This is a genomic window from Polaromonas sp. P4_F9, assembly GCF_056401235.1.
Map to the genome: position 1 here is coordinate 142087 of NZ_JBFUJT010000009.1, position 25853 is coordinate 167939.

At 64.2% G+C, this 25853-nt stretch carries 23 protein-coding genes; 11 read left to right on the plus strand and 12 right to left on the minus strand.

Annotation, left to right across the window (positions count from 1 at the left end):
* Nucleotides 1-341: 341 nt before the first annotated feature.
* The 6 genes from AC1DUB_RS10305 to ku all read right to left on the minus strand — a co-directional run bounded on the left by AC1DUB_RS10305 (nt 342) and on the right by ku (nt 5229).
* Nucleotides 342-647, minus strand: a complete 306-nt coding sequence (locus AC1DUB_RS10305) for a hypothetical protein (RefSeq protein WP_477729444.1) — start codon at nt 645-647, stop codon at nt 342-344.
* Nucleotides 644-808: a hypothetical protein gene (locus tag AC1DUB_RS10310; protein WP_477729445.1), complete on the minus strand. Its 165-nt coding sequence runs from the start codon at nt 806-808 to the stop codon at nt 644-646. The genes AC1DUB_RS10305 and AC1DUB_RS10310 overlap by 4 nt, the downstream gene beginning before the upstream one ends.
* 145 nt (nt 809-953) lie before the next feature.
* Nucleotides 954-1178, minus strand: coding sequence for a hypothetical protein (locus AC1DUB_RS10315; protein ID WP_477729446.1), 225 nt, complete (start codon nt 1176-1178; stop codon nt 954-956).
* 60 nt (nt 1179-1238) lie between these two features.
* Nucleotides 1239-1454 (minus strand): hypothetical protein, encoded by a 216-nt coding sequence (locus AC1DUB_RS10320; protein WP_477729447.1) that lies wholly within the window; start codon nt 1452-1454, stop codon nt 1239-1241.
* Nucleotides 1455-1608: 154 nt separating this feature from the next.
* The gene (gene ligD / locus AC1DUB_RS10325; RefSeq protein ID WP_477729448.1) at nt 1609-4257 is read right to left on the minus strand and encodes a DNA ligase D; all 2649 of its coding nucleotides are present in this window, start codon (nt 4255-4257) and stop codon (nt 1609-1611) included.
* 27 nt (nt 4258-4284) lie between these two features.
* Entirely contained in the window at nt 4285-5229 is a 945-nt protein-coding gene (ku, locus tag AC1DUB_RS10330; protein WP_477729449.1) for a non-homologous end joining protein Ku, read from the minus strand.
* A 406-nt stretch (nt 5230-5635) separates the two neighbouring features.
* Here ku and AC1DUB_RS10335 point away from each other — a divergent pair, with 406 nt between their 5' ends.
* The 9 genes from AC1DUB_RS10335 (at nt 5636) to AC1DUB_RS10375 (ending at nt 16152) form a co-directional block, all read left to right on the plus strand.
* Nucleotides 5636-6103, plus strand: coding sequence for a CHRD domain-containing protein (locus AC1DUB_RS10335; RefSeq protein WP_477729450.1), 468 nt, complete (start codon nt 5636-5638; stop codon nt 6101-6103).
* 243 nt (nt 6104-6346) lie between these two features.
* On the plus strand, nt 6347-7930 hold the full coding sequence (locus tag AC1DUB_RS10340; RefSeq protein ID WP_477729483.1) for an FAD-dependent oxidoreductase: 1584 nt from the start codon (nt 6347-6349) through the stop codon (nt 7928-7930).
* A gap of 17 nt (nt 7931-7947) precedes the next feature.
* Entirely contained in the window at nt 7948-8193 is a 246-nt protein-coding gene (locus AC1DUB_RS10345) for a hypothetical protein (RefSeq protein WP_477729451.1), read from the plus strand.
* 52 nt (nt 8194-8245) lie between these two features.
* Complete coding sequence (locus tag AC1DUB_RS10350; RefSeq protein ID WP_477729452.1) at nt 8246-9220, plus strand: Bug family tripartite tricarboxylate transporter substrate binding protein; 975 nt, start codon at nt 8246-8248, stop codon at nt 9218-9220.
* A 22-nt stretch (nt 9221-9242) separates the two neighbouring features.
* Nucleotides 9243-9701, plus strand: coding sequence for a MarR family winged helix-turn-helix transcriptional regulator (locus tag AC1DUB_RS10355; RefSeq protein ID WP_477729453.1), 459 nt, complete (start codon nt 9243-9245; stop codon nt 9699-9701).
* A 21-nt stretch (nt 9702-9722) separates the two neighbouring features.
* Nucleotides 9723-11027 carry a homogentisate 1,2-dioxygenase gene (gene hmgA / locus AC1DUB_RS10360; protein ID WP_477729454.1) on the plus strand — a complete coding sequence of 435 codons (1305 nt, stop codon included), beginning with the start codon at nt 9723-9725 and terminating at the stop codon, nt 11025-11027.
* 57 nt (nt 11028-11084) lie between these two features.
* Nucleotides 11085-12362 (plus strand): fumarylacetoacetase, encoded by a 1278-nt coding sequence (fahA, locus tag AC1DUB_RS10365; protein WP_477729455.1) that lies wholly within the window; start codon nt 11085-11087, stop codon nt 12360-12362.
* A gap of 258 nt (nt 12363-12620) precedes the next feature.
* A complete protein-coding gene (locus tag AC1DUB_RS10370; protein ID WP_477729456.1) occupies nt 12621-15137 on the plus strand; it encodes a YgiQ family radical SAM protein in 2517 nt (838 codons plus the stop codon).
* Between the two features lie 271 nt (nt 15138-15408).
* A complete protein-coding gene (locus AC1DUB_RS10375) occupies nt 15409-16152 on the plus strand; it encodes a ParB N-terminal domain-containing protein (RefSeq protein ID WP_477729457.1) in 744 nt (247 codons plus the stop codon).
* A 44-nt stretch (nt 16153-16196) separates the two neighbouring features.
* On the opposite strand, the gene AC1DUB_RS10380 is transcribed toward AC1DUB_RS10375, so the two are convergent.
* Entirely contained in the window at nt 16197-16442 is a 246-nt protein-coding gene (locus AC1DUB_RS10380; RefSeq protein WP_477729458.1) for a hypothetical protein, read from the minus strand.
* Between AC1DUB_RS10380 and AC1DUB_RS10385 the strand changes: the two genes are divergently transcribed.
* Nucleotides 16441-17361 (plus strand): DMT family transporter, encoded by a 921-nt coding sequence (locus AC1DUB_RS10385; protein ID WP_477729459.1) that lies wholly within the window; start codon nt 16441-16443, stop codon nt 17359-17361. The two genes, AC1DUB_RS10380 and AC1DUB_RS10385, sit on opposite strands and share 2 nt — an antisense overlap.
* 22 nt (nt 17362-17383) lie before the next feature.
* Here the strand turns inward: AC1DUB_RS10385 and AC1DUB_RS10390 are convergent, their stop codons facing one another.
* The 3 genes from AC1DUB_RS10390 to pobA all read right to left on the minus strand — a co-directional run bounded on the left by AC1DUB_RS10390 (nt 17384) and on the right by pobA (nt 20397).
* The gene (locus tag AC1DUB_RS10390; RefSeq protein WP_477729460.1) at nt 17384-18085 is read right to left on the minus strand and encodes a DUF1294 domain-containing protein; all 702 of its coding nucleotides are present in this window, start codon (nt 18083-18085) and stop codon (nt 17384-17386) included.
* Between the two features lie 27 nt (nt 18086-18112).
* Entirely contained in the window at nt 18113-19042 is a 930-nt protein-coding gene (locus tag AC1DUB_RS10395) for a CoA transferase (protein WP_477729461.1), read from the minus strand.
* Nucleotides 19043-19227: 185 nt separating this feature from the next.
* Entirely contained in the window at nt 19228-20397 is a 1170-nt protein-coding gene (gene pobA / locus AC1DUB_RS10400) for a 4-hydroxybenzoate 3-monooxygenase (RefSeq protein WP_477729462.1), read from the minus strand.
* 128 nt (nt 20398-20525) lie between these two features.
* Here pobA and AC1DUB_RS10405 point away from each other — a divergent pair, with 128 nt between their 5' ends.
* On the plus strand, nt 20526-21380 hold the full coding sequence (locus AC1DUB_RS10405; protein ID WP_477729463.1) for an IclR family transcriptional regulator domain-containing protein: 855 nt from the start codon (nt 20526-20528) through the stop codon (nt 21378-21380).
* Nucleotides 21381-21403: 23 nt separating this feature from the next.
* Here the strand turns inward: AC1DUB_RS10405 and AC1DUB_RS10410 are convergent, their stop codons facing one another.
* On the minus strand, nt 21404-25183 hold the full coding sequence (locus AC1DUB_RS10410; protein WP_477729464.1) for a PAS domain S-box protein: 3780 nt from the start codon (nt 25181-25183) through the stop codon (nt 21404-21406).
* A gap of 119 nt (nt 25184-25302) precedes the next feature.
* Nucleotides 25303-25668 (minus strand): ATP-binding cassette domain-containing protein, encoded by a 366-nt coding sequence (locus AC1DUB_RS10415; protein ID WP_477729484.1) that lies wholly within the window; start codon nt 25666-25668, stop codon nt 25303-25305.
* Between the last annotated feature and the right edge of the window lie 185 nt (nt 25669-25853).

Below are 25853 nucleotides of genomic sequence, written 5' to 3' on the forward strand. Positions count from 1 at the left end.
ATTGCAGTGTCCAGAGGTGGGCCGACCCCGTGCAGACCCCTATGTGACCTATGCAAGTGCGGCGCGGTCTTCTCCTACAAATCTGTCTGTGCTTGCCTGACCGCAGCGGCACCTTGTGCGCGCCATGATGAATTGCGTGCTGCTGATCACCACGGCGCCCAGCGTAACCATGACCAGATCAAGGCCATGCGCGCCAGCCTGAAGGCAGCGCGCTAAGAAAATGACTTTAGAGAGAGAGGATGACTTCAGTTCGCTGGCGCCCAAGACTTTGTTGCTGGCACTCGAGGCTCGGCACACCGGGGGCAGCATGCAAGGCTGCCCCTTTTTTTCTCCGGCTGCGGCTAGTTTTTCAGGCGGCTTCCACAATCGACCTGCGCATCGAGCTGCCGGCCTTCGCGTGAATAGTCGCTCCCGGTCACCTTGCAACCCGAGGCTTGCTCGATGGCCTGCACCAGCGCGGCGCGGGTAGAGGGTTTGCTGGCAGGAGGGGGTGTCACCAGGTTGGTGGAAATGGCGGTCCAGGTGCCGGCGGTCAGCTGGCTGAGCACGTAAGACTCACCCTCGACGCTGACCCTGTGCCCGGCGGGCGAAGACATCCCTGCGCAGGCGCCCAGGCAGAGGGCGGCCAGCGCGATCAAGGCTTTCATGCGCTGGCCGGGCGAGGAGCCAACACCATGGCGATGGGCGTCGTGGAGGGGGCAACGGCAGCCTTGGGTTCCGGCACCTGGGGTGGAAGCTTGGGCGACCTGGTATCCGGGCAGCCCGCCAGCAGCATGGCGGCCAGGCTCAATGGCAAGAGGTATTTCATGAGGTCTCCAGCGCAATCGTCTTGCGGTACTGAAATCATAGGCCGCCATGCGGCGCCATGCCAGTGCGCAGCGTCAACTTGCGGCAAAGGCCTACACGGCCAACCGTGCAAAAAAGCCGGCCGGATTACCGGGCGTAGCCGCAGGCTAGGCAACACCCATGCGCCGCAACGCCTCGCTGAGGCTTTGGGGCGGTGGCTGTTTGCTGGCCGGGGTGGCGCATTGCTGTTGTTGTAGTGAGGGTGGTGCCTGGGGTGTCGGCGCCGCGATGCCGGGGCTTTCCGTGGGCCGGCAGTTCCCCAACTCGGCCGCACGGCGGCGGCCTTCTGTCTGGAGGTAGGCGGTCAGATCCATTTCATCGCGCGGTTCCATGTGGCTCTCCTGGTTCGCACTGAAAGCCCTCGCGCGTGGGGCTTCGATGCGTAAATTGGTTCACAGTCGGGTGGCCTCGCCGGCCTGCCGGCCCCGGGACCGGTGCCAAGGGGCGTTGCCGGCCTGCGGATGGTTGGCCTGCTTGTCCTGCCGGTCGCTCTGGTTGGTCTGGGTGGTTTGGTGGCTTAGGTCAGGCTGATGGGTCTGCTGGGTTTGGTGGGTTTGCTCGGTCTGGTGGTTCTGTTGGGTTTCGGTGGTTTGCTCGGTGGATTCCATGAGGTTCTCCTGCGGTAGGCAACGAAAATCGCCTGAAATAACCCATGACAATTCAATATGGCAATTTAGCGGCGATGATTCTGATTGGCTGTCGGGGCAAGGATGCTGCTGGTGTAGGAGGCCGATGACAGCTGGCGAAGTGCTTGCCATGTCGTCAATGGGTGGGTGGCTTGAAGCCCAGTTTTTTCATCGCCGCAGCCAGGCTGTTGGCGCAGGCGTCATAGTCCTTCCAGGGCTGGTTGCCGGTGGCCAGGCGCCCACCTGTCGTCGTCGTGGTCCAGTGCGAGCCGCCGGTGAGCGAAGCCAGTTCATCCCACGCCACCGGTATCGAAACCCCCAGCCCCGGCCGCGCGCGCGCCGACCAGGCCGAGACGGTCGTGGCACCGAAACCGTTGCGCAGGTAGTCCACAAATATCTTGCCGACCCGGTTTTTGGGGCCGCTCTTCGCCACAAAGCGTTGCGGCAAAACACCTGCCAGGTGCTTCACGATGGCGTGCGAGAAATCCTTCACCGTGTCGAAGTCGTAGCTGCGCCTCAGTGGCACCACGACGTGCAGGCCCTTGCCTCCGCTGGTTTTCAGAAAACTGGCCAGTCCCAGCTCATCCAGAAGAGAGTGCACCAGCTGCGCGGCCTCCTGCATCTCCGGCCAGCCAACCTTTTCGCCGGGGTCCAGGTCGAAGGTCATGCGGTCAGGCTTGCGAATGGCGCGGCTGGTCGCGTTCCAGGTGTGGAATTCCACGGCATTGACTTGCGCGGCTTCCAGCAGGGCCGCTACAGAAGGGATCTCGAGCAGCGGCTCATGTCCCGGATCCAGCGCCGGGTCGAGCAGCTTGATGCCGGGAATCGCCGTGGCTTCCGCATGTTTCTGGAAAAACAGCTCACCCCCGACGCCTGTCGGCGCGCGGACCAGGGCAACCGGGCGCCCCTTGAGGTGCGGCAGCATGAGCGGGGCGACAGCGGCGTAGTGCTCCACCATGGCTTGCTTGGTGAAGCCGGTGGTTTTGTCGATCACGCGGTCGGGATGCGTGATGCGCACGGACTCAGGAGCCTTGCCAGGGGCCTTGTCAGGGGTTTTTCGGCTGGAGGGGCCTGGTGTGGCAGCGTCTTGCGGCATGTCGGAGCCTTTCCGGGGGGTGACTGGTGATGTGGGCGTCTCACGGAGGATGTTTTTGGCCGGTTTATCGGTGCGAAGTCCCTGGAACACGGGGTGACGGACGTGGCCACCATGGGTCCATTCGCCAAACGCCACTTCGGCCAGCAGTTGCGGCTTCACCCATTGCCCTTTGACGCCTGCCGGCAGCGCGGCAAACGGGCTGCGCTCGCTGTGCAGCGTTGACAGACGCTCCTTGAGGCTGCGCAGCGTCTCGACATTGAAGCCTGTGCCCACATTGCCGGCGTACTGGAGCTTGCCCTGCGCATCGTGCACGCCCAGCAGCAGGGCTCCCAGGCCAGTGCGGGAGCCTTTGGGCTCGGTATAGCCGCCAATCACAAACTCCTGGCGCAGCTGGGTTTTGAGCTTGATCCAGTCGGGCGAGCGGCGCGAGACGTAGGGCGAGGCTGCGCGCTTGCCGATCACGCCTTCCAGGCCCAGGCGCTGGGCCGAGTCGATCAGGTCTTGCGGGGGCTGGTCAAACGCCTCGCTGAAACGAATGCTGTCCTGCGGATTGCGCGTCAGGGCCGTGCGCAGGATTTCGCGCCGCTGTGTTAGCGGCACCTGGCGCAGGTCCAGCCCATCGTAAAACGGCAGGTCGAACACGTAATAGCGAATTTCGGCCGTGCTGGCGCTGTCGAAGGCGTTTTGCAGCGCGCCAAAGCTGGGCACGCCCTGCTCATTCATCACCACAATTTCGCCGTCCAGCCAGGCGGAGCGCATGCCCAGTTGCGCAACGGCTTTGGCCAGCCTGGGCAACCTGGCTGTCCAGTCGTTGCCGTTGCGCGTGATACAGCGTACCGAGTCCCCCTCGATGCGGGTGAGCAGCCGGTAGCCATCAAACTTGATTTCGTAGATCCAGTCTTGCGGGTCGGCCGGCACGCGGTTGACCAGCGTGGCCAGTTCCGGAGCCAGCGTGCCGGGCAGTTCGGCTTTCACCGCGCCTTCGGGAATGCCTTTGGGAGTGTTTTTACCGGACCGTGCGTTGGCCGCCGTTGTTCTGGTGGGCTTCCTGGCCTTGCTTTCAGGCGCTGTTTTTTTGGTGCGCGCAGCGCGAAGGGCGCCCTGTGTTTCGGTGGCTGCCTTGCCAGGCAAGGGCTTGCCGGAAAGCACGCTGTCGGGCAGCGCCTGGAGTACATCAAATACCTGCTCGGGGCGTGCGTGGTCGTCCTGCTCCTTCATCAGCAGCCAGGGTTCATGGCTTTCCCCGGCATGGCCGTGCATGCGCACCAGCGTCCAGCCTCCCTTGAGCTTTTCTCCGTGCAGTTCAAATTTGAGCTTGCCGTTCTTCAGGCCTGCGGCCGGGTCGCCCGTCGGCGCCCAGAGCCCGCGGTCCCACACAATGACATGGCCGGCACCGTACTGCCCGGGTGGAATGGTGCCTTCAAAGCCTGCATAGGCCATCGGGTGATCTTCGACATGCACGGCCATGCGTTTGACAGCTGGATCCAGGCTCGGCCCTTTGGGAATCGCCCAGCTCTTCAGCGAGCCCTGCAACTCCAGCCGGAAGTCGTAGTGCAGGCTGCGCGCGGCATGCTTCTGGACCACAAACCTCAGCGCCTTGCCGGAACGCTCGCCTCCTTTGGCGGGCTCGGGTGTCTGCTTGAAGTCGCGCCTGGCGTGGTAGGTTTTCAGCAGGTCCTCGGCGGCCATGGCTCGGGGGTGTTCGTGGGCAGGTTTTCAGGCAGCCCGCTTACTGTGCGTACGCGAAGCGGTTTTTGCCGCACCCTTGCGGGCGGTCGTGCGGGTGGCCGCCCTGGCTCTGGCTGCGGGCTTGGGGGTCTCCTTGCCATCTGCCTCATCTGCCGCGGCCGGTGCGCCGCCCTTGCGCAGGCTGCGCTTGAGCAATTCGGTAAGGTCGAGGATGGTGGCGCCCGAACGTCCGGCGGAGTCCTCTGCCTCTTCAGGCTGCTCCACGGTTTCGATCTTGCCTTCCCTGGCCTTGCGTTCGACCAGGGCCATGATTTCATCCCTGAACGAGTCCCTGAATTTCGCCGGGTCCCAGGTCTCCGTCATGTCATTGACGAGCTGTTTGGCCATGGACAGTTCGCGCGCCGACAGCCCGGCCGCCTTCGCGCCCTCGGGTGGAAGGTCCAGGTCTTCCCAGGAGCGGATTTCTTCGCCCCAGCGCATCAGGTTCAGGATGAGACCGGGTCCGGAGGGCACCAGCACGGCCAGGTGTTGCTTGGTCTGGATCACCACTCGCGCGATGCCGACCCGCTGCGTGTCAAGCAGTGTGTCACGCAGCAGGGCATAGACTTTTTGCCCTTTGTTGATGGGCGCGATGTAGTAGGGCCGCTCCAGGTAGATGAAGGGAATCTCGGTATTGGGAACGAAACTCTCGATCTCGATCGTCTGGGTTGTCTTGGGATAAGCCCCGGCAATTTCCTCTGCGGACAGGACCACATACTGGTCATCCTGGTATTTGATGCCCTTGACGATGTTTTCCCGGCTGATTTCCTTGCCGGTCTTTTTGTTGATGCGTTTGTAGCCAACCGGGTCCATGCTGCGTTTGTCCAGCCAGTCAAAATCGATACCGCTGTCGGACGTGGCCGCATGCAGCGCCACGGGGATGTGGACCAGCCCAAAGCTGATGGCACCTTTCCATAGAGTGCGTGAAGCCATTGCCAGCTCCTTCCGGTTGTGCCGTACTGCGTCAGCCGCCCCTGCCGGCGGCGGTGCCGTGAATGCTTTCCCGCAAACCGCGCAGGCGCAGATGGTGTTGCAGTAGGTGGTGTTGTAGTGTGTCAGCCATGTGTTTTAGCCATGGGTGCGCATGGCGAGTCATGGTGAATAACGACGGACATAGTGTCACTTTCCCAAAGTGGCTGGCAGTTGCCTGTCGGCTGCCATGCGCCTGTGCCGTAGGACAGCGACCCCTTTGGTTGCTGCGCCATGCACCCCCGCGGCAACCAGGCCAGGCCGCCTGGCAGGCATGTCGTCCCATGCCCGCTGGCCACACCGGGTTTGTCCTACGATGGCGCGGTTTTGCCCCGCCGACAATCACGCTTTTGATCTACAGGAACTGATCATGCCCCTGCACCTCCATCGTCAAGCAAGCCGTATTTCCCGTGCTGCCGTCATGGTGGCGGCTGTGACCGCCATCACCGGCTGCGGCTTGATGGATCGCCAGTCCAACCTGGTGGCGTTCACCACCCAGCTACGGGCTGCCAACGAGGTCCCGCCCAACGCCAGCCGGGCTACCGGCTCGGTCGATGCGGTGTTCAATAAGGACACCAACCTGTTTCGCTGGAAAGCCAACTTCAGCGGACTGACCGGCCCCGCCACGGCCGCCCACTTTCACGGCCCTGCTGCCATTGGTGCCAACGCGGGTGTTGCCTTGCCCTGGCAAGGCCCCATCGTGAGTCCGCTGGAAGGGCGGGCCACGCTGACACCGGCACAGGCTGCTGATCTGATGGCGGGGCGCTGGTACGCCAATGTTCACACGGGGGCCAACCCCGGAGGCGAGATACGTGGCCAGATGACGGTGCGCAACTAGTGTGCAGTGGGCAGCGGCCTGATGGTTTCGCTGCAATCCTGACCGTTTTCCGCCTCGGGCCGGGGAGGTCCCCGCAGCGGGCAAAAACCAGCCTGAAAAAATGGTTGCGCGCGCAACCTGATTGACTTATAGTTGCGCTCGCAACCATAAATCAATCGGGACAAACGCATCGTGACCACCCCACTTCCCACTCACTGGCCCGACAGGGTTCCTGTGCTGATTGCCGGCGGCGGACCTGTCGGCATGAGCCTGGCGGCCCTGCTCGGACGCCATGGCATTGCCAGTCTCGTGATTGAAGCCGACGACGGCTATTGCGCCGGCAGCCGGGCGATTTGCATGTCGCGCCGCTCGCAGGAAATACTGGGCTGGGTCGGTGCCGACCGGCCGCTGGTCGAGAAGGGCCTGTCCTGGGTCGGCGGGCGCAGTTATTTTCGCGACCGGGAAGTGCTGCATTTCCAGATGCCGAGCGAGCCGACACAGCGCTTCGCGCCCATGGTCAACATCCAGCAGTTCTATGCCGAGGAGTTCGCCCACAAGGCTGCACTGGCGCAAGGCGGCCTTGTTGACGTGCGCTGGTCCAGCAAGGTGACCGCAGTCCGGCCGCAAGCGGATGGCGCGCAAGTAGATGTCCAGGCCGCCGATGGGATGCAGACGGTGCAGGCTGACTGGGTTGTGGCCTGTGACGGGGGCCGCAGCACGGTGCGCGAGCAGCTCGGGCTGCAACTGGAAGGCACCCAGTACGAAGGCCGCTACGTCATCGTGGACGTGGTGCAGAAAACCCGCCGCGCGGTGGAACGCCTCGCCTGGTTTGACCCGCCATCCAACCCCGGTTCGACCATTCTGATGCACCGCCAGCCCGACGATGTCTGGCGCATCGATTACCAGATTCGCGACGACGAGGATCCGGTGGAAGCCGTGAAGCCTGAAAACGTGCTGCCGCGAGTGCAAAGCCATCTTTCGATGATTGGCGAGGACGAGCCCTGGGAGCCGTTGTGGATTTCGATCTACAACGCCAAGTGCCTCACGTTGCCCAGCTACCGCCATGGCCGTGTGCTGTTTGCCGGCGATGCGGCCCACCTGGTGCCGATTTTCGGGGTGCGCGGACTCAACTCGGGTCTCGACGATGCGGCCAACCTGGCCTGGAAGCTGGCGCTGGTGCAACAGGGGCGGGCGGCGGATTCCCTGCTGGACAGCTATTCCACCGAGCGCGTGCATGCCACCCGCGAAAACATTGCCTACGGCGCCAAAAGCACAGAATTCATGGCGCCGCCCGATTACGGTTTCAAGTTGCTGCGCGAGGCGGCGCTGCGCCTGGCCACCGAAGACGCAGCCGTCAATTCGCTGCTCAACCCACGCCAATCCACCCCGGTGGAATATGTGGGCTCACCGCTGAATCTGCCTTCGCAGGAGGGCGCGCCTTCGGCCGGTCCCCGCGCCGGCATGCCCGCACCCGAGGCCCGGTTGCGCGGCACCAGCGGTCACGTCCACCTGACGTCGTGCTTCGGTGGCGGTTTTGTGGTGCTGTATTTCGCGCAGCATGGCCGGCTGCCGGACGAGATCGCCGCGTTGGCCGCGCCCGGGGAGGGCGGTCCCGCCGCGGTCCGCGTGATCTGCATTGCCAGCCAGGGTGAGCCTGACGTGAACACGCTGGTCGACGAGTCCGGGCAAGCCCGGGAGCGTTACGGCGCGGCCGACGGCTCGGCGTGGCTGGTGCGGCCTGACGGGTACCTGATGGGGCGCTGGACAGGCGCACCGGCCGCCGTTGTTCAGGCAGCCCTGAAGCCTTTTCAGCAACACTTCACCGCCGGTCTGGCCCGCCCGTTGTGATGCCGCAGGAAATAACCATGACCACCAGCACCACCACCAGCACCAGCACCATCACCATCACCGCGACCCGTACCACCAATGTCGCCAATGCTGACCATCTTGATCAGACCTACACGGCACTCGCAGAGGCGACAGCCCGTGTGGGCGAGGCCAGGGCTCCGCTGTTTCTGGCCGCGCTGTCCCTCGCACTGCTCGGCCGCCAGGCCAATGCCGGCGAAGCACTGGCGCTGATTGCCCAGGCTGAGCGCCTGGCCGGTACCTGATTTTTTTGCCGCGCTACCGACTGCTACCGATTCATTTCTGCTTGGAGACAACATGCAAAACCTTTCCGCTTTTATCCGCCGTTCGATGGCGCTCCTGGCCTTGGCCGCAACAGCCGCCTCGGCGCAAAACTTCCCCACCCGGCCCATCGAGTGGGTGGTGCCTTACCCCGCCGGTGGCGGTTCCGACGTGGTGGCCCGGTCGCTGACTGAAGCGATGGGCAGCGCGCTGGGGCAACCGATCGTCATCAACAACAAGCCGGGCGCCGCCACCAACATTGGCGCTGACTATGTGGCCCATGCCAAACCGGACGGCTACACGGTTCTGACCGGCGACACCGCCACGCTGGCCGCGAATCCAACGCTCTATACCAAGCTGAGCTACAGCGCCGAAAAAGACCTGGCGCCCATTGGCCTGCTGGCCCGCTTTCCCATGATCCTGGTGGTCAACCCGGCGATTCCCGTGAAGAACCTGGCCGAATTCACGGCCTGGGCCAAGACCCAGAAGTCGGGGGTCAGCTACGCCACACCGGGCGCGGGCAGCCCGCACCACCTGGCAACGGAGCTGTTTCGCGGCAAGACCGGTTTGAACCTGGTCCATGTTCCTTATCGTGGCGCGGCACCGGCGGTGCAGGATGTGACGGGCGGCCAGCTGCCCTTCATGTTTGTCGATACGGCCAGCGGCATGGCTTTCATCAATGCGGGGCGCCTGCGTCCCATCGGCATCGCCAGTCCGCGCCGCGTGAAGAACTTCGAAGCCATTCCCACGCTGGACGAGCAGGGCCTCAAGGGCTTTGAAGCCTATGCCTGGCAAGGTCTGGTTGCACCGGCCGGAACGCCTGCCGACGTGATCGGTAAACTGAACAAAACGCTGGTGGACGCGCTCAATTCCACATCGGTGAAGGCGCGTTTCCAGGTTCTGGGGCTGGAGCCCACGCCCAGCACGCCGGCCCAGATGGCTGCTTATGCCAAGGCCGAACGCGAGAAGTGGGCGCAGGTGATTCGCGCCAGCGGCATCAAGCTGGACTGAACATGAACAAGCCGGACTGACCATGATCAAGCTCGACAGGACCCTGACTTACCGCCTGCATTTGCTGCACAAGCTGACCGACATTGAAAGTCAGCGTGCCTATGTGGCCGGGGCAGGGCTGTCCATGAGCGACGGCCGCTGCCTCACGGCGGTGGGCACTTTTGCGCCGCTGTCGGTTAACGATCTGGCTAAAAAGGCCAACCTGAACAAGGGGCAGGCCAGCCGGGCCGCACAGTCGCTGGTCGACCAGGGCCTGGTGCTCAAGGCTGCCAGCCCGACGGACGGGCGCGGCGTGGTGCTGACGCTCACGCCCAGGGGCAAGGCGGCATGGCAGCGTGCCATGCAGGTGGTGGGGCAGCGAAACCAGGAAATTTTCAATGTGCTGAGCGCTGCCGAGCGAACCCAGCTCAGCGATTTTTTCGACCGCCTGATCGATCAGGCTCGGGCCAATGGCGACGCGGCTGATGACACCGACGATTGAAATTCACTTTGGAGAGATGCGATGAACACAGACGCCTTGCGTTACCAGTCCGGTTTTGGCAACGAGTTTGTCAGTGAAGCCGTTGCGGGCGCCTTGCCCGAGGGCCGCAACAGCCCGCAGCGCGCGCCCCATGACCTGTACACCGAGCTGTTGTCGGGCACCGCCTTCACGGCGCCGCGGGCCGAGAATCGCCGTAGCTGGCTGTACCGCCGCCAACCCTCTGTGGTCAGCGGCGCTTACCAGGCCTATGCACAGCCGCAGTGGACGACCGGTGCGGCGGGCGGCATGGCCGTTGCGCCCGACCCGCTGCGCTGGAACCCGTTTGCCATCCCGGCCGAGGCGCTGGACTTTGTGGACGGCATGCGCACCGTGGCGGCCAACGGCGATGCCGAGGCCCAAACCGGCATGGCTGCGCATGTGTATGTGGCCAACCGGTCCATGTCGCAGCGCGCGCTGGTCAATGCCGACGGTGAAATGCTGCTGGTACCGCAGCAGGGCCGGGTGGTGCTGAAGACGGAACTCGGCCTGCTGGAGGTCAGGCCCGGCGAGGTGGCTATTGTGCCGCGCGGCATGGCCTTCAGCGTGGCACTGCCGGACGGCGCTTCACGCGGCTACGTCTGCGAGAACTATGGCGCGCATTTCCGCCTGCCGGAACTGGGCCCGATCGGCTCCAATGGCCTGGCCAATGCCCGGGATTTCATGGCGCCCACGGCGGCTTTCGATGACGCCGGTGCCCCGGCCGGCGGGTTCGAAATCATCAAGAAATTTGGCGGCCGCTTATGGACGGCAATGCAGCCGTGCAGCCCATTCAACGTGGTCGCATGGCACGGCAACCTGGTGCCGTACAAATACGACACCGCCCATTTCATGACGATTGGCTCCATCAGTTACGACCATCCGGATCCGTCCATTTTCACGGTGCTGACCTCGCCATCGGACACCCCCGGCACGGCCAACTGCGACTTTGTGATCTTCCCGCCGCGCTGGCTGGTGGCCGAAAACACCTTCCGTCCGCCCTGGTATCACCGCAACCTGATGAGCGAGTTCATGGGGCTGGTGTATGGCCAGTATGACGCCAAGCCCGAAGGCTTCAAGCCGGGCGGCGCTTCGCTGCACAACTGCATGGTTCCGCACGGCCCCGACACCGAGGCCTTTGAGAAAGCCAGCACCGCCGAGCTGGCGCCGCACAAGCTGGACAACACGCTGGCCTTCATGTTTGAAAGCCGCTACCGCTTTATTCCCACCGCATTCGCCATGGAAGGCGGTGCGCTGGATACCGGTTACCTCAGTTGCTGGACTGGCCTCAAGGATCAATTCAAGCCCTGAGTTTTCGCACGGCTCATCACCTCCCTTCAAGGCGCCACGGCGTCAAGGATTTGCATCATGAATGATTCGCTCAATGCCACCCATGACCCGGCGCTTCGCAGCTGGGTGACTTCTGCCAACGCGGCGGACACCGACTTTCCGATCCAGAATTTGCCGTTCGGCCGTTTCCGGCGCGCCGGCAGCACGGAGGCCTTTCGCATTGGCGTGGCCATTGGCGACCAGGCGCTCGACCTGAAAGCCGCCGGCCTCATCGCCACGGATGACATGAATGTGCTGATGGCCATGGGCGCTGCAGAGCGCCAGGCCCTGCGCGCAGCGATCTCTGAAGGCCTGCGCGAAGGCAGCCCAAGCCAGTCCGCATGGCTCAGCGCCCTGCTGCCGCAGGCGGGGCTTGAAATGGCCTTGCCCTGCCATATCGGCGACTACACCGACTTCTATACCGGCATTCACCATGCCACCACCGTTGGCAAGCTGTTTCGCCCTGATGCGCCGCTGTTGCCCAACTACAAGTGGGTGCCGATTGGCTACCACGGCCGTGCGTCGTCCATCGGGGTCAGCGGCCAGTCGTTTCTCCGTCCGCTGGGCCAGACCAAGGGCCCCAACGAAGAAGTGCCGGTTTTGCGGCCCAGTCACCGGCTGGACTACGAGCTTGAACTGGGTGTTTTCATGGGGCAGGGCAACGCGCTCGGCGACCGGCTCACGATGGAACAGGCGGAGGCCCACGCCTTTGGCATGGTGCTGCTCAATGACTGGTCGGCGCGCGATGTGCAGGCCTGGGAATACCAGCCACTGGGGCCCTTCCTGGCGAAGAACTTTGCCAGCACCATTTCCCCCTGGATCGTGACGATGGAGGCCCTGGCGCCTTTTCGTGCGCCCTTCGTGCGGCCCGAGGGTGACCCGCAGCCATTGCCTTACCTCGACTCGCCGGGCAACCGGCAGCAAGGCGGTATCGACGTGGAACTCGAGGTCTGGCTGCAGACCCAGGCCATGCGCGATGCCGGTCAGGGTCCGGAGCGCCTGTCGCAGTCCAGCTTTCGCGATGCCTACTGGACAGTGGCGCAAATGATCACACACCACACCGTTAACGGCTGCAACCTGCAGCCGGGCGACCTGCTGGGCTCCGGCACGCTGTCGGGCGCCAGGCCCGAGCAGGCTGGCTCGTTGCTGGAGTTGAGCTCAGGCGGAAAGAACCCGCTGACGCTGGCCAATGGGGAAACGCGCACCTTCCTGGAAGACGGCGATTCCATCATCCTGCGCGGCTACTGCGCGCGCGCCGGCTTTCGTCGCATCGGCTTTGGCGATTGCCAGGGCCGGCTGCTGCCAGCGCGCGGCTGATAGCCGCCCGTTGATACCGGCCCGTCGAATGCTATCGAGTTGATAGCGTATGACTCCCGTATCCATTGGGTTGAAGGTTTATTCAATGGATGAGTCTGGCCCTTCTGCGGGGCTCCGGCCGGAAGCGTCGCACCGAGCGAGCTGAGCGCCCGGGCCGGGCGCTTTAACCACGCCGCAGACAGTTTGTAGGGCCTAAATGCCAATTAAAGAGGCAAAGATCAGGGTAAACCTTACAATGGCGGGTTACCCAAGCCCCCCATGAACGCCCCCATCGACGTCTCCTTCTTCACGCGCGCCGCCAAGCCGCTGACCAGTTACCGCAAGTACTGGGCGGCCCGCTTTGGCACGGCGAAGTTTCTGCCCACCAGCCGGGCCGAGATGGAAGCGCTTGGCTGGGACAGCTGCGACATCATCATCGTCACCGGCGACGCCTATGTCGACCACCCCAGCTTCGGCATGGCGGTGATCGGCCGCATGCTCGAAGCGCAGGGCTTTCGCGTCGGCATCATTGCGCAGCCCGAGTGGCAGAGTGCCGACCCCTTCAAGGTGCTGGGCAAGCCCAACCTGTTCTTCGGCGTGACCGCCGGCAACATGGATTCGATGATCAACCGCTACACGGCCGATCACAAGATTCGCAGCGATGATGCCTACACGCCGGGCGACGTGGGCGGCAAGCGACCCGACCGGGCGGCGCTGGTGTATTCGCAGCGCTGCAAAGAGGCGTTCAAGGACGTGCCCATCATCCTGGGCGGCATTGAGGGCTCGCTGCGCCGCATTGCGCACTACGACTACTGGTCCGATAAGGTGCGCCGCAGCGTGGTGGTTGATTCGAAATGTGATTTGCTGCTGTATGGCAACGCCGAGCGCGCAATTGTCGAGATCGCGCACCGCCTGGCCGCCAAAGAACCCGTGGCCAGCATGACGGACATTCGCGGCACCGCCTTCATTCGCCGCAGTGGCGATGAAACGGCGCAGGGCTGGTTCGAGATCGACTCGACCAGCGTCGATACCCCGGGCCGTGTCGAGGCGCATGTCAACCCCTACCTGATGATTTCAGAGCAGGCCAAAGAGCAGGGCGCCACCTGCGCCCGCGAAGATGAGGCCGCTGAAGTGGCCGCGCAGGCTGAGAAAGACGCTGCCTTACTCCCTCGCCCTTTGGGAGAGGGCAGGGGTGAGGGCGCGGCGAAGCCGCTTCAGTTCGCATCTGATGCCAAGGCTGCATTCAAAGCCAACGCGAAGAGCCCTCACCCTAACCCTCTCCCAGGGGGAGAGGGAAAAAAAGAGGGAGGCATCCAGGCCAACCCCGCCATCAAGCCGCTCACCTTTGTGCCCAACCCCAGCCTTCCGCATATGCAGGGCAAGATCAAGGTCCCGCCGCGCGATCGCTCCGTGATCCGCCTGCCGTCCTACGAACAGGTCAAGAGTGACCCGGTGCTGTACGCCCACGCCAACCGCGTGCTGCACCTCGAAACCAATCCCGGCAACGCCCGCGCGCTGGTGCAGGCCCATGGTGAAGGCGCCACCGCGCGCGACGTGTGGATCAACCCACCGCCCATCCCGCTGACCACGGCCGAGATGGACTATGTGTTCGACCTGCCCTACGCACGTTCGCCACACCCGGTGTATGCCGATGAAAACGGCAGCCACGACCATGCCACCAAGATCCCCGCATGGGAGATGATCCGCTTCAGCGTGAACATCATGCGCGGCTGCTTTGGCGGCTGCACCTTCTGCTCCATCACCGAGCACGAAGGCCGCATCATCCAGAGCCGCTCCGAAGACTCGGTGATCCGCGAGATTGAAGCCATCCGCGACACCGTCAAGGGCTTTACCGGCGCGATTTCCGACTTGGGCGGGCCGACGGCCAACATGTACCGCATCGGCTGCAAGTCGCCCGAGATCGAGGCGGCCTGCCGCAAGCCCTCCTGCGTGTACCCGGGCATTTGCTCCAACCTCAATACCGACCACAACCCGCTGATCAAGATGTACCGCCGCGCGCGGGCCTTGAAGGGCGTGAAGAAAATCCTCATCAGCTCCGGCCTGCGTTACGACCTGGCGGTGCAAAGCCCCGAGTATGTGAAAGAACTCGTCACGCACCATGTCGGCGGCTACCTCAAGATAGCGCCCGAGCACACCGAGCAGGGCCCGCTCACCAAGATGATGAAGCCGGGCATCGGCAGCTATGACAAGTTCAAGCAGATGTTCGACAAGTACAGCCTTGAGGCTGGCAAGAAGCAGTTCCTGATTCCCTACTTCATCGCCGCCCACCCCGGCACCAGCGACGAAGACATGATGAACCTGGCGATCTGGCTCAAGAAAAATGGCTTCCGCGCCGACCAGGTGCAGACCTTTTATCCGTCACCGATGGCCACGGCCACGACGATGTACCACACCAACAAGAACCCGCTGCGCAAGATCACGCGCGACAGCGAAACGGTGGACATCGTGCGCGGCGAACGCCGCCGTCGGCTGCACAAGGCCTTTTTGCGCTACCACGACCCCAACAACTGGCCGGTGCTGCGCGAAGCGCTGAAAGCCATGGGCCGCGCCGATTTGATCGGCAATGGCAAGCACCATTTGATCCCGACCTTTCAGCCGCTGACCGATGGCAGTTACCAGAGCGCGCGCCGCAAGAACTCGACCACCGTGGCGCTGAAGACCACCACGCCGGTGAAGGGTCGCATCCTGACGCAACACACCGGCCTGCCGCCGCGGGACAACGGCTCGGGCAAGCCGGGCGGCAAACCGCCGGGGCGCAGGCGCGTTAACCAATAGTCTTGCTGGACGCGGACTGTGGGTGACGTTCGCGATGTCCGCTTTGTTCAGTCACACGCTGCGCTTAATTGGCTTGCTGCAACGATCACCTTGGCTATGATGTCACCCATGCATCTCCAGCTTTCTCCCCCCTCCGCCACTCTGTAATGCACCCGGCTTGATGCCGGGCTGCGTGTGCGGCTGCGCCTGCTGGCCCTTTCTGACGTCCAAACCTTCCGTGCGAGCGCATGGACGCAGAACCTTCTTTATGAATCCGCCAAACTAATCAACCATGAATATCACGGTCAACGAAGAACTGCTTGCCTATATCGATCCGCTGACGCCCGACGAACACGAGGCCCTGGAGCGTAGCCTCCTGGGCGAGGGCTGCCGCGATGCCCTAGTGCTGTGGGGTGAGGTGCTGGTGGACGGGCACAACCGCTACAGCATTTGCACCAGGCACGGCATCCCTTTCCATACCGTGCAGAACAGCCAGTTCAAGTCCATCGATGACGTCCACCTGTGGATGATTGACCAGCACCTGGGGCGGCGCAGCGTGTCTGATTTCCAGCGTGGCGTGCTGGCCCTGCGGAAGAAGGACATCCTCGCCGGGCGCGTGAAGCCTCCGGCTGGCGAGTTGCCGGCGCCAGCACCCGGGCCCGAGACGCCCAACACCTTGCTCACGCGAGATGCGATTGCCAAGGCGGCACGCATCAGCAGCAACACCATCAGCCAGATTGAAAAGATCCAGAAATCGGCCACGCCTGAACTGATGGCCGCGGTGAAGTCGGGCACGATTTCCATCAATGCCGCTGCCACTGTGGCCGCGCTGCCCGTTGAAGCGCAAGTGGCTGCCGCGGCCGGCGGCAGGAAAGAGCTGCAGAAAGCCGCCCGCCAGGTGCGTGAAACCAGGGCCGTGGCACGCACCGAGCCCGAATCACCCGAGGGCCTGATTGCGCGGCTCAAGCAGACTATCACCGAGCTCACTGCGGAAAATTCTGCGCTCAAAGCGAAGCTGGCTGAGCTGAACTTCTGATTTGGCAGGGCTGAAATCCCCGGCCGCTGAACGCTGGCGTTGCCTCAGAAGGAGGTCGCCACGTTGGGCCGGACCGCCGGCATCGGGCTATGATCGTGCCGATGCATCTCCAGCTTTCTCCCCCTTCCGTCACTCTGTAATGCACCCGGCTTGATGCCGGGCTGCGCATGCGGCTGCACCTGTTGTTCTGTGTGAAGAACAACAGCGCGTAGCCATGAGTTGACGCGCCTGCTCCATTTTTCGGCAACAAAACCCTGCGGGCAGGCGCACGGATGGAGAAATTTTTTCATGAAAACCCAAACATCGGCCACCTTGGCCTGGGGTGGTGTCCTGCTCGCGGGCGTCTTGTGGGGCGTGGGCGCGCTGGTCGCCCAATCTGTGATGGCTGGCGGCATGGCGCCGTACAGCTTGTCTCTGGCGCGCTTTGCGCTGGGCCTGCCGCTGCTGTGGTGGTGGCATCTGCGGCAAGCGGTGCCTGAGAAAAATGCAGAAAAAACACCGGGCGAATGGCGGCAATTGCCCTGGCGCGAACGGGCGCTGATTGTGGGCACGGGTCTGGCGATGGCCATGAATGTGACCAGCTGGTTTGCCGGCATCACCTACATTGGGGCAGCCTTGCCCACGGTGATTTCAATCTGCTGCGCACCGGTGATCGTCGCTTTGCTGTCCGTGTCGCGCGGCTATGAGCGCGCCAGCGGGCGGCTGGTGGCGGCGCTGGTCCTGGCACTGGGTGGGGTCGGGCTGATCGTGATGCCTGCGGAGGGCCTGAGCCTGCCGAAGGACTACGCCGTGGGCCTCGCCTGGTCGTTTGCTTCAGCAGGCCTTTATTCCGTGGTGGTGCTGGGCAATGCGCGCATGCCTGCGTATGTGCCGACGGTCAGCGCTTCGGCCTGGAGCATGACGGTGGCTGCGCTGCTGATGCTGGTGCTGGCCAGCGCGCAGGGCCTGACCTGGCCGCGCGGTACCACCGCCTGGCTGCAGGTGGGCTATACCGGCGTGTTCACCACTTCGATTGCCTACCTGGCATTTGCCTGGGGCGCGCGCCGCCTGTCGCCGACGGCGGCGGTGGTGGGCACGCTGATTGAACCGCTGGTGGCAGCGGTGGCCGCGGCATGGCTGTTTGGCCAGCCGCTGACAGGGCAGCAGGGTCTGGGGGCTTTGCTGCTGGGGGCTGCCATGCTGTTACTGGCACGCCGGCACCCAGCTTGAAGGGGCCAGAGAGCCTGTAAAGCTATGTATTCAGCAGCGAGTTCTGCAAGGGCCTCCAGAACAGCCAACCCGCCAGGACCATGCAGTGCAACACCACGGTGGCCCAGTAGGTCGTGCGGAAAGACTCCTTGCTCGATTTGTGCCGCAGGATGTGCTGGGCGAACCAGGCACCGGGCCAGCCGCCCAGCAGGCCGAACAGATGCAGCGTGTTTTCCGCGGTGCGCCACTGGCCTTTTTGCGCCGCGTATTTGTCGGTCCAGTAAACGAAGAACGTGATGAGATTCAGCAGCAGGGCTATTGCCAGCGTCAGCATCGGCAAGCGACCTGCCCAGATGCCCCACCCGATCAGCATGGTCCAGGCTAGCATGAGGAGCAGGGCGGGGCCGGCGGGGGCGGTGGCCGGGGTCACGGTTGCACGACGCGGCAGGTGCTGCGGGCGGTTGGCGCTGCGGCTACTCCGGGCGCCCTGAGCAGGTGCCCTGCGCGCGGGTGCGCCAACGGGCGCAACACGCGGAGCATAAGCCGCAGCCTGAACGGCCATCGCGCGTGGCCCCTTGCCGCCGACGTGAATTTCCTCAAACGTGACTATCAATCCCTCGTGGGGCGCTGCTGTGCCGCGAAAATCCTTCGCATGGAAAAAAATATCGGCGCTTGCGACCGCGCTGCGAATGAATCCGAATCCGCGCGCCGCGTCCCAGCGCACGATCGTTCCTTGTTGTCTCATGGGCTGATCTGATTTGTAATGGCCGGCTTATTTGGCCAGCGTATGCAGCGGAATATCTTTCTCTACCGCCAGCCTGTCCAGTTCCTTGCGCGTCTTGCCCAGCAGCCAGCCTGCTATCGCCTGATGCGTCGCGGGTGCAAACATCGCTTTCATGCCCGATCCCTCAACACCCGCAGCCGCGCACAGGCTGGCAGCAAAATGCGGCTCCAGCGCCGCCACCGTCACCCGTCCATCCTTGCACGGGTAGACGCGGTAGCCGGCGTGGCCACCGCCAACGGCCGCGCCGGGCTGGGTCAGGCCCCAGGCTCGCGGCAGGGCCAGGTAGCCTGCGGCGCCTGAAAGGGCCACCTCAAGGTATAGGCCTTTGGCTTTGCTGCGTTGGTGCATCACGGCCTGCAGAACGGCCTCGCTGGCCATCAGTGAGCCGCCCATGTCGGCGTAGAGCGTTGCGGGCAATTCGAGTCCGGTGACCAGGTCGTTTTCGGCCAGGTAGGTGAGATCGTGGCCGGGCTCTTCGGCGCGCTCGCCCGGGCTGCCGACGATGGCGACCTGGCTCAGGTGTGGGTGCTGCTTGTGCAGCGCCTTCCATGTGAGCCCCAGTTTGGCCAGTGCCGAGGGCCGGAAGGAGGTGAGCAGCACGTCGGCCTTGGCCAGTTCGCGGTGCAGCAGCTTCTGGCCGCGTTCGGTCTTGAGGTCGGCCACACCGGTGCGCACGCCGGCGTGCAGTGCGGCGTAGGCCGTGGCGTTGTACTGCTTCATCGGATCGCCTGATGCGCCGGCGGGTGCCCCCGGCGGCGCGGGCGGCTCCAGCTTCACGCAGCTGGCACCCATCTGGCGGCAGCGCATCAGCGCCGCAGGGCCGGGCAGGTTGAGCGCCAGGCTGACCACGCGCACGCCCTTGAGCGACTGAAGTGGGGCGAGGGTTTTGCGGGTGGGGGGCAAGTCAGAAGGCGGCATGGGTGGGGACCTGAAGGGACAGGAGGCTGATTATGGGTGAGCCCGGCGAGCTTCGCTGGCACCTGTCAGCCCGCCCCACCCGGAGACCACCTCGTGCCGGGCACTTGCTGAACGGCCATTCGCCGCCGTCAACCGGCCCTCGGCCAATCAAGCCGCTTACGGCGCCGCCACTCAAACCACTCCGGTCACAGCGGCAGGCCGACGTAGTTTTCTGCCAGCGCGGTGGAGGCCGCCTGCGAGTGGATCAGGTAGTCCAGTTCCGCCTCCTGGATCTTCTCCCCAAAGCCGCCTGAATCGGGAAACTTGTGCATCAGCGAGGTGAACCACCACGAGAAGCGCACGGCCTTCCAGACCCGGCGCAGGCAGGTGTCCGAGTAGGCGTTGATACCGCCCTCGCTGCCCGCATAAAACTCCGTCAGCGCGCGTGCCAGGTAACCGACGTCGCTGGCGGCCAGGTTCAGGCCCTTGGCGCCAGTGGGTGGCACGATGTGGGCGGCGTCGCCCGCCAGAAAGAGTCGGCCGAAGCGCATGGGTTCGGCGACAAAGCTGCGCAGGGGGGCAATGCTTTTTTCAATCGACGGGCCGGTCTGCAGTTTCTCCGCGAGATCGGGTGCGAGGCGTCGTCGCAGCTCGTCCCAGAAGGCCTGGTCGCTCCAGTTCTCGACCTTGTCATCGAGTGAGCACTGCAGGTAGTAGCGGCTGCGTGTGTGGCTGCGCATGCTGCACAGCGCAAAGCCGCGTGCGTGGTTGGTGTAGACCAGTTCATGGGAAACGGGCGGCGTGTCGGTCAGCATGCCCAGCCAGCCAAAGGGGTAGATGCGCTCAAAGGTCTGCAGCGCACTCGCCGGCACGCTGGCGCGGCTCACGCCGTGGTAGCCGTCACAGCCGGCAATGAAGTCGCACTCGACCTCATACGCGACACCGTGCTGCACGTAGCGCACCTTGGGGCGCTCGCCATCAAAGTCGTGCAGGCTCACCTGCTCGGCCTCGTAGGCGGTCGCCAGGCCCGCTGCGGCGCGGGCGTCCATCAGGTCGCGGGTCACCTCGGTCTGGCCATAGACCATGACCTGCTTGCCGCCGGTGAGGTGGTGCAGGTCAATGCGGTGATGGGCACCTCCGAAGTCGAGCGAGAAGCCGCCGTGCAGCAGGCCCTCGCGGTGCATGCGCGCGCCCACGCCCGCCTCGTCGAGCAGATCGGTCGTGCCTTGTTCCAGCACGCCGGCGCGTATGCGGCCCAGCACATACTCACGGCTGTGCCGCTCAATCACGATGGCCTCTATGCCGGCCTTGTGCAGCAGCTGGCCCAGCAAATGCCCGGCCGGGCCACCACCCACAATCGCTACCTGTACTCTCATCGTCGTCTCCTGGCCTTATTGAAGGCATGTTGTCCTGAGTTCCAAGCGTAGGCTGCTGTGCGTCGCGCCGCTAGGGGCTGCAGGGCGCCATTGCACGATGTTTGGCGTACTTGTGCGATGATCGCGCAATGGTCACTGCGAAAACTGCTTCCAAAACCGTTTCCCCTCCCCGGCGCTTTGAGATCTCCAAGGCCGACATGATCGAAGGCATGGCCAAGGGCATGGCGGTGCTGGAGAGTTTTGACACCCAGCGCCAGCGCCTCAATGCCACGCTGGCGGCCGAGCGCGCCGGCATCACGCGGGCGGCCGCGCGCCGCCATTTGCTGACGCTGACGCACCTCGGTTATCTTGAAACGGATGGCAGCTATTTCTGGCTGGCAGCCAAGGTGCTGCGGTTTTCAGGCAGTTACCTGGCGACGGCGCGCCTGCCGCGTGCCGTGCAACCCACCCTCAACCGGCTCGCCGCCCAGACCCAGGAGTCGTTTTCAGTCGTGGTGCTGGACGGCGACGAGATTGTCATCATCGGGCGCAGCGGGTTTGAGTGGAAGACGTTCACCGACGGCAAGACCGCGCCGGCCCGGCTGCTGGCTTACGGCCTGCATCTTGGGGCGCGTTTGCCGGCGCACGCGACCTCGACCGGCCGGGTGCTGCTGGCTGCCAAGACCAAAAGCGAGTTCAACGCATGGCTCAAGGCCAGGACCGAGGCCGGCAGCCTGGCCCGGCTGACGCTGCACACGACGACCGATCCCCGCAAGCTCCGGGCGCTGATTGACCAGGTGCGTCTTGACGACTACTGTGTCGCCAGTGAAGAGCATGAACTCGGCGTCCATGCGCTGGCCGTGCCGCTGCGCGACATGCAGGGGCAGACGGTGGCTGCGCTCAATGTGGTGTCGTCCCCGCAGCGGACGACGCCCGACGCACTGCGGCGCGATCTGCTGCCCTTGCTGCTGGACGCTGCGCGCGAACTGCGGCCCCTGTTATAGAGGCAGGCTGCGGCTCATAACTCTCACAACTCCTCGCCCGGCAGTGTGAAAAAGAATGTCGCCCCCTTGTCTGGCGCCGACTCGGCCCAGATGCGGCCACGGTGGCGCGCAATCACCCGGGCCACGGTAGCCAGCCCGACGCCGGTTCCGGCATATTCCGACACGCTGTGCAGCCGCTGAAAGGTGCCAAACAGCTTGTCGGCATAGGCCATGTCGAAGCCGGCGCCGTTATCGCGTACAAAGAACGCGCCCTGCGCCGTTGACCGGCCAACCGTGATCGTGGCCTGGGCCCGGCGTGAACTGAACTTCCAGGCATTGCCCAGCAGGTTTTCCATGACGGAGCGAAGCAGCCGGCCGTCACCGTGCACGAGCAGTCCGGGCTCGATGCTGCAGGCGGCCTGGCGCGTGCGCTCGCCGGCCTGCAAGCGCTCAAGAATTTCACTGGCAATGGCGCTCAGGTCTACGGGCTCGTGCCGCAGTTCCAGGCGCGCCACATGCGCCAGCGACAGCAGGCCTTCGATCAACTGGCCCATCTGGCCGACACCGGACTGGATTCGGGTGAGGTAGTGCTGCAGCTTCTTGCCTTGGTTACCCTGATTGCCGTGATTGCCGTGGAGCTCCTTGGCCAGCAGGCGGCTGAACCCGTCGACCGTCGTCAGCGGTGAACGCAGGTCGTGGGAGACCGAATACGAGAAGGCTTCAAGTTCTGCGTTGGACAGCCGCAGGGCGGTCTCGATCGCCTTGATCTCGGTGATGTCGGCGTCGATGCCGACCCAGAAGATGACTTCACCGCGTTCATTGCGCACCGGCGATGCACGGTACGACATGGTGTGGTAGGCGCCGTTCCTGGCACGCAGCCGCCGCGTCCCGGTGACCAGGGTGGGCTCTGTGCTGGGCACCCGCCAGTTTTGTGTCGCGGCAGCCACGTCGTCCGGATGCACGAGCCCGACCCAGCCGTGGCCGTGCCAGTCGGGCGGTGCACCACCGACGAGCTCATACCAGGCCCGGCTGAAAAAGGTGGCGGCGCCCGCCGGATCCACGGTCCAGATTGGCTGCGGCGCCTGCTCGGCCAGGGTGCGGAACAGCGCCTCCTGCCGCGACAGTTCACCGCTGCGCTGGATGATTTTTTCTTCGAGCCCGCTGTTCAGGTCCTTGACCTGGGACAACAGGTTGACGTTGTCAATCGCGATCGAGGCCAGCTGGGCCAGCTCCGTGGCCACGTATTCATCCTGCTGCGTGAATTCACCCTCGAACTTGTCCGACAAATGCAGCAAGCCGATGTTGCCGCCGTCGCGGCCGGTCAGCGGCACGGCCAGCCAGCCGTGCAAGGCCTGGTGTTGCCCGGCGGACGCGTTGATCCCGCACCAGCGCGGATCGGCCTGCAGTTCGGCCTGGGTCAGCCGCACGGCACGCCGGGTCTCGCAGGCCATGGCATGGATGCCTGTGCCCTCGGGGCTGTCGGTCCAATACGGCTGGCCCTCATATTTATCAGACAGCGACCGGGCCATGATGGCCTGCGTCCCTTTGCCTTCACGCCGCAGGCTGATGACCGACTGGTGTGCGCCGATGATGGCGCGGGACTGCTCGGCCACTTCCTGCATCATGGTGTCCAGTGCCTGATGCTGCGTGATGGCCTGGGCTGCATCCGCAACACGCTGCAGGGTCTGCAGGTAAGCCTGGACCTCCTGCTCGGCCTTGACCCGCAAGGTAATGTCGAACGCCACGGCAAATACAGCGTCCCGTCCACCGTATCGGATCACGCGGCGGATCAGTTCCACCGGGAACTCGGTGCCGTCTTTTTGTCGGTGCATCCAGAATTCGGGAGTGTCCATCGGCAGGCCGGCAGCCATGAGTTGCCGCAGGCGTGGCTGCTCGGCAGCGGGGAGCAGGTCTGCGGGCGTCATGGCGACGAATTCTTCGCGTGAATAGCCGTAGAGCCGGATCGCCGTGTCGTTGACGGCGATGTGGTGACTGTCTTGCCTGTCCATGACCCACATCGGCACTGGCGCGGCATCGAACAATGCCGCATGGCGCTGTTCGCTCTCGAGCAGGGCCTGCGCGGCCAGCTTGCGTTCCGTAATGTCCTGCAGCGCGCCGTGCATGCGTGTGATGTTGTCCTTGTCATCGCGAACTGCCTGGCCCATCGAGCGCACCCACACAGTGCGTCCGGCGGGCGTGAGCATTTCCAGTTCCACGTCGAAGGGCGTGCCGTGATTCAGGCAATCCTGCGCCACTTTCGTGGCCAGTTCACGCCACTGGGGTGCGCAAAGGCCTATGGCTGACTCCAGCGTTGGCGCAGTGCCCTTTGGCAACCCGAGAATGTGGGAGGCTTCATCGGACCAGATGAATCGCATGTCGGGGAGCTCCAGCGCCCAGCCGCCGAGCCTGGAAATGTGCCCCGCGATGCGCATCAAGCCGGTTTGGACCTGGAGCGTTGCCTCGGCCCGCTTGAGTTCATCGACGTCGGTCGAGGTGCAGTACCAGGAGACGATGCGTTCGGCGCGGTCGCGGTTCGGCGTGGCGCGCACCAGTTGCCAGCGGTAACTACCGTCCTTGCAGCGCAGGCGATGTTCGTTGGGACGGCTCTGGCCGGTGTCCAGCATGTGCCGCATGTCGTCCATGGTTCGCTGCAGGTCGTCGGGATGGACGTGGTCGAGCCAGCCGCCCCTCAGCGCCGCCTCCAGGGGCTCGCCGGTCACCTCGCACCATTGGTCGCTGACGAAGGTCAGCCTGCCGTTGCCATCGGTGATAAACACGATCTGTGGCATGGCCTGGGCCAATTGGCGAAAGCGCAAGTCGGTGCCCGCGCGTTTGTGTGACTGCCGGTACAGCAGCACCGACAGCAAAACCACCGTTGCCGCAGCGGCCAGCCAGATCACGGATGACAGCGTGGCAAAGCGCCTCCAGGGCTCCAGGACATCGTCATACAGGGGGGCGACCGTGACGAGCATCCCGCTGTACGGCGAGAGTGTGCGGTAAGAGACGACGCGCTCACGGGCGTCGACTGCGCTGGCAACGGTAAATGTGCCTTGCGGGCCGAGGGGAAGATGTTCGGTGAACAGGGGCTGGGTGGAAAAAAACTTGCCCATGGCCCGCTCATCGATCGGGCTGCGCATCATGAGCAGGCCGTCGCTGCGAAACAGTGCGATCGCACCGCCTGCGCCCAGGTCGATATCCCGCCAGAGGGTGTCGAAATAGGGTGGCTCCACCGCAGCGACGATCACGCCCGTCAGTTCCCCGCTGGCCGAGCGCAAGGGGCGCGAGGCGCTGATCAGCCAGGTGCCGGTAGTGCGGCTGCGCACCGGGGCGCTGATGTGAAAGCCCGTGGCCGGGCTCTGCTGGTAGATCTGAAAATACTCGCGGTCCGCCAATTGGGTGCCGATGTTGCCGGTGTCCGAATCAAAAACAATGCGGCCCTGGCTATCCAGTATCCAGAGGGCGCGCGCGAAAGGCAGCTCTTTAAGCTGCTCGCGCAGCATGGCCCGGCCTGTATCTCCGGTCAGCCGCTTTTCCGCTTCGAGCGCCTGCAGCCGGCTGGCTGCCAGTTGCAGGCGCTGGTCGGCGGCCTGGAAGGTACGGCTGGTCTGCTCTGCAATCACCTGCGCCAGCGACCGGGTCAGCTTTTCACCGGCTAGCAGGGCTTCGTTTCGCAGGTAAAACAGGGCGACCGCAACCACGCAACCCGACACGACGATGAGGGCGGTGGCCGTCCAGATGATCTGGCGCCCCACGGAGGCATACCGTTCGGGGTCTTGTGGGAAATGGGACTGCCGGAAAGGCGCGTCTTGCCAGGGCCACCGCATGCGTCCCGACCTTTCAGTTTGCCCTGTCACCAGGTCCTGCGGGTGACGGTGGCCAGTTGCTCAGTAAGCGGCGATGATGCCATGCGGGGAGCGCTTTGTCGATTGCGCCTGCGCGCGGCTCAAACCCCCAGATACAGCTCAAGCAGTTCAGGCCTGGCGTGCAGCTCGGCCGAGCTGCCCTCAAAGACCACCTCGCCCTTGAGCAGGATCACATTGCGGTCGGTGATCTGCGTGACATGCTTCCAGTTCTTGTCCACGATCACGCTGGAGATACCTGTTTCCCGCACCAGTTGGCATATTCGCCAGATGTCCCGGGCAATCAGCGGCGCCAGGCCCTCGGTGGCCTCATCCAGGATCAGCACATCCGGATTCGTCATCAGCGCCCGGCCGATGGTCAGCATCTGCTGCTCCCCGCCGGAGAGCTGCTGCCCGCCATGGCTAAGGCGCTCCTTCAGGCGCGGAAAGGTCTCCAGCACACCATCGATTTCGTGATTCCTGAGGGATCGAGGCGACCAGAGGTGACCGAAGGCCTTTTTTAAATTGACGGCCTCGCGCCTGTTTTCCGTCAGGGTGGAGGTTGCGCGCTTGTCGCCGCAGTGATTGGCAGCGCCTCCTGCGTGGCGAACCACGCGTCTACCAACCCTGCAAACCCGCCAGTTGGCGCATCAGC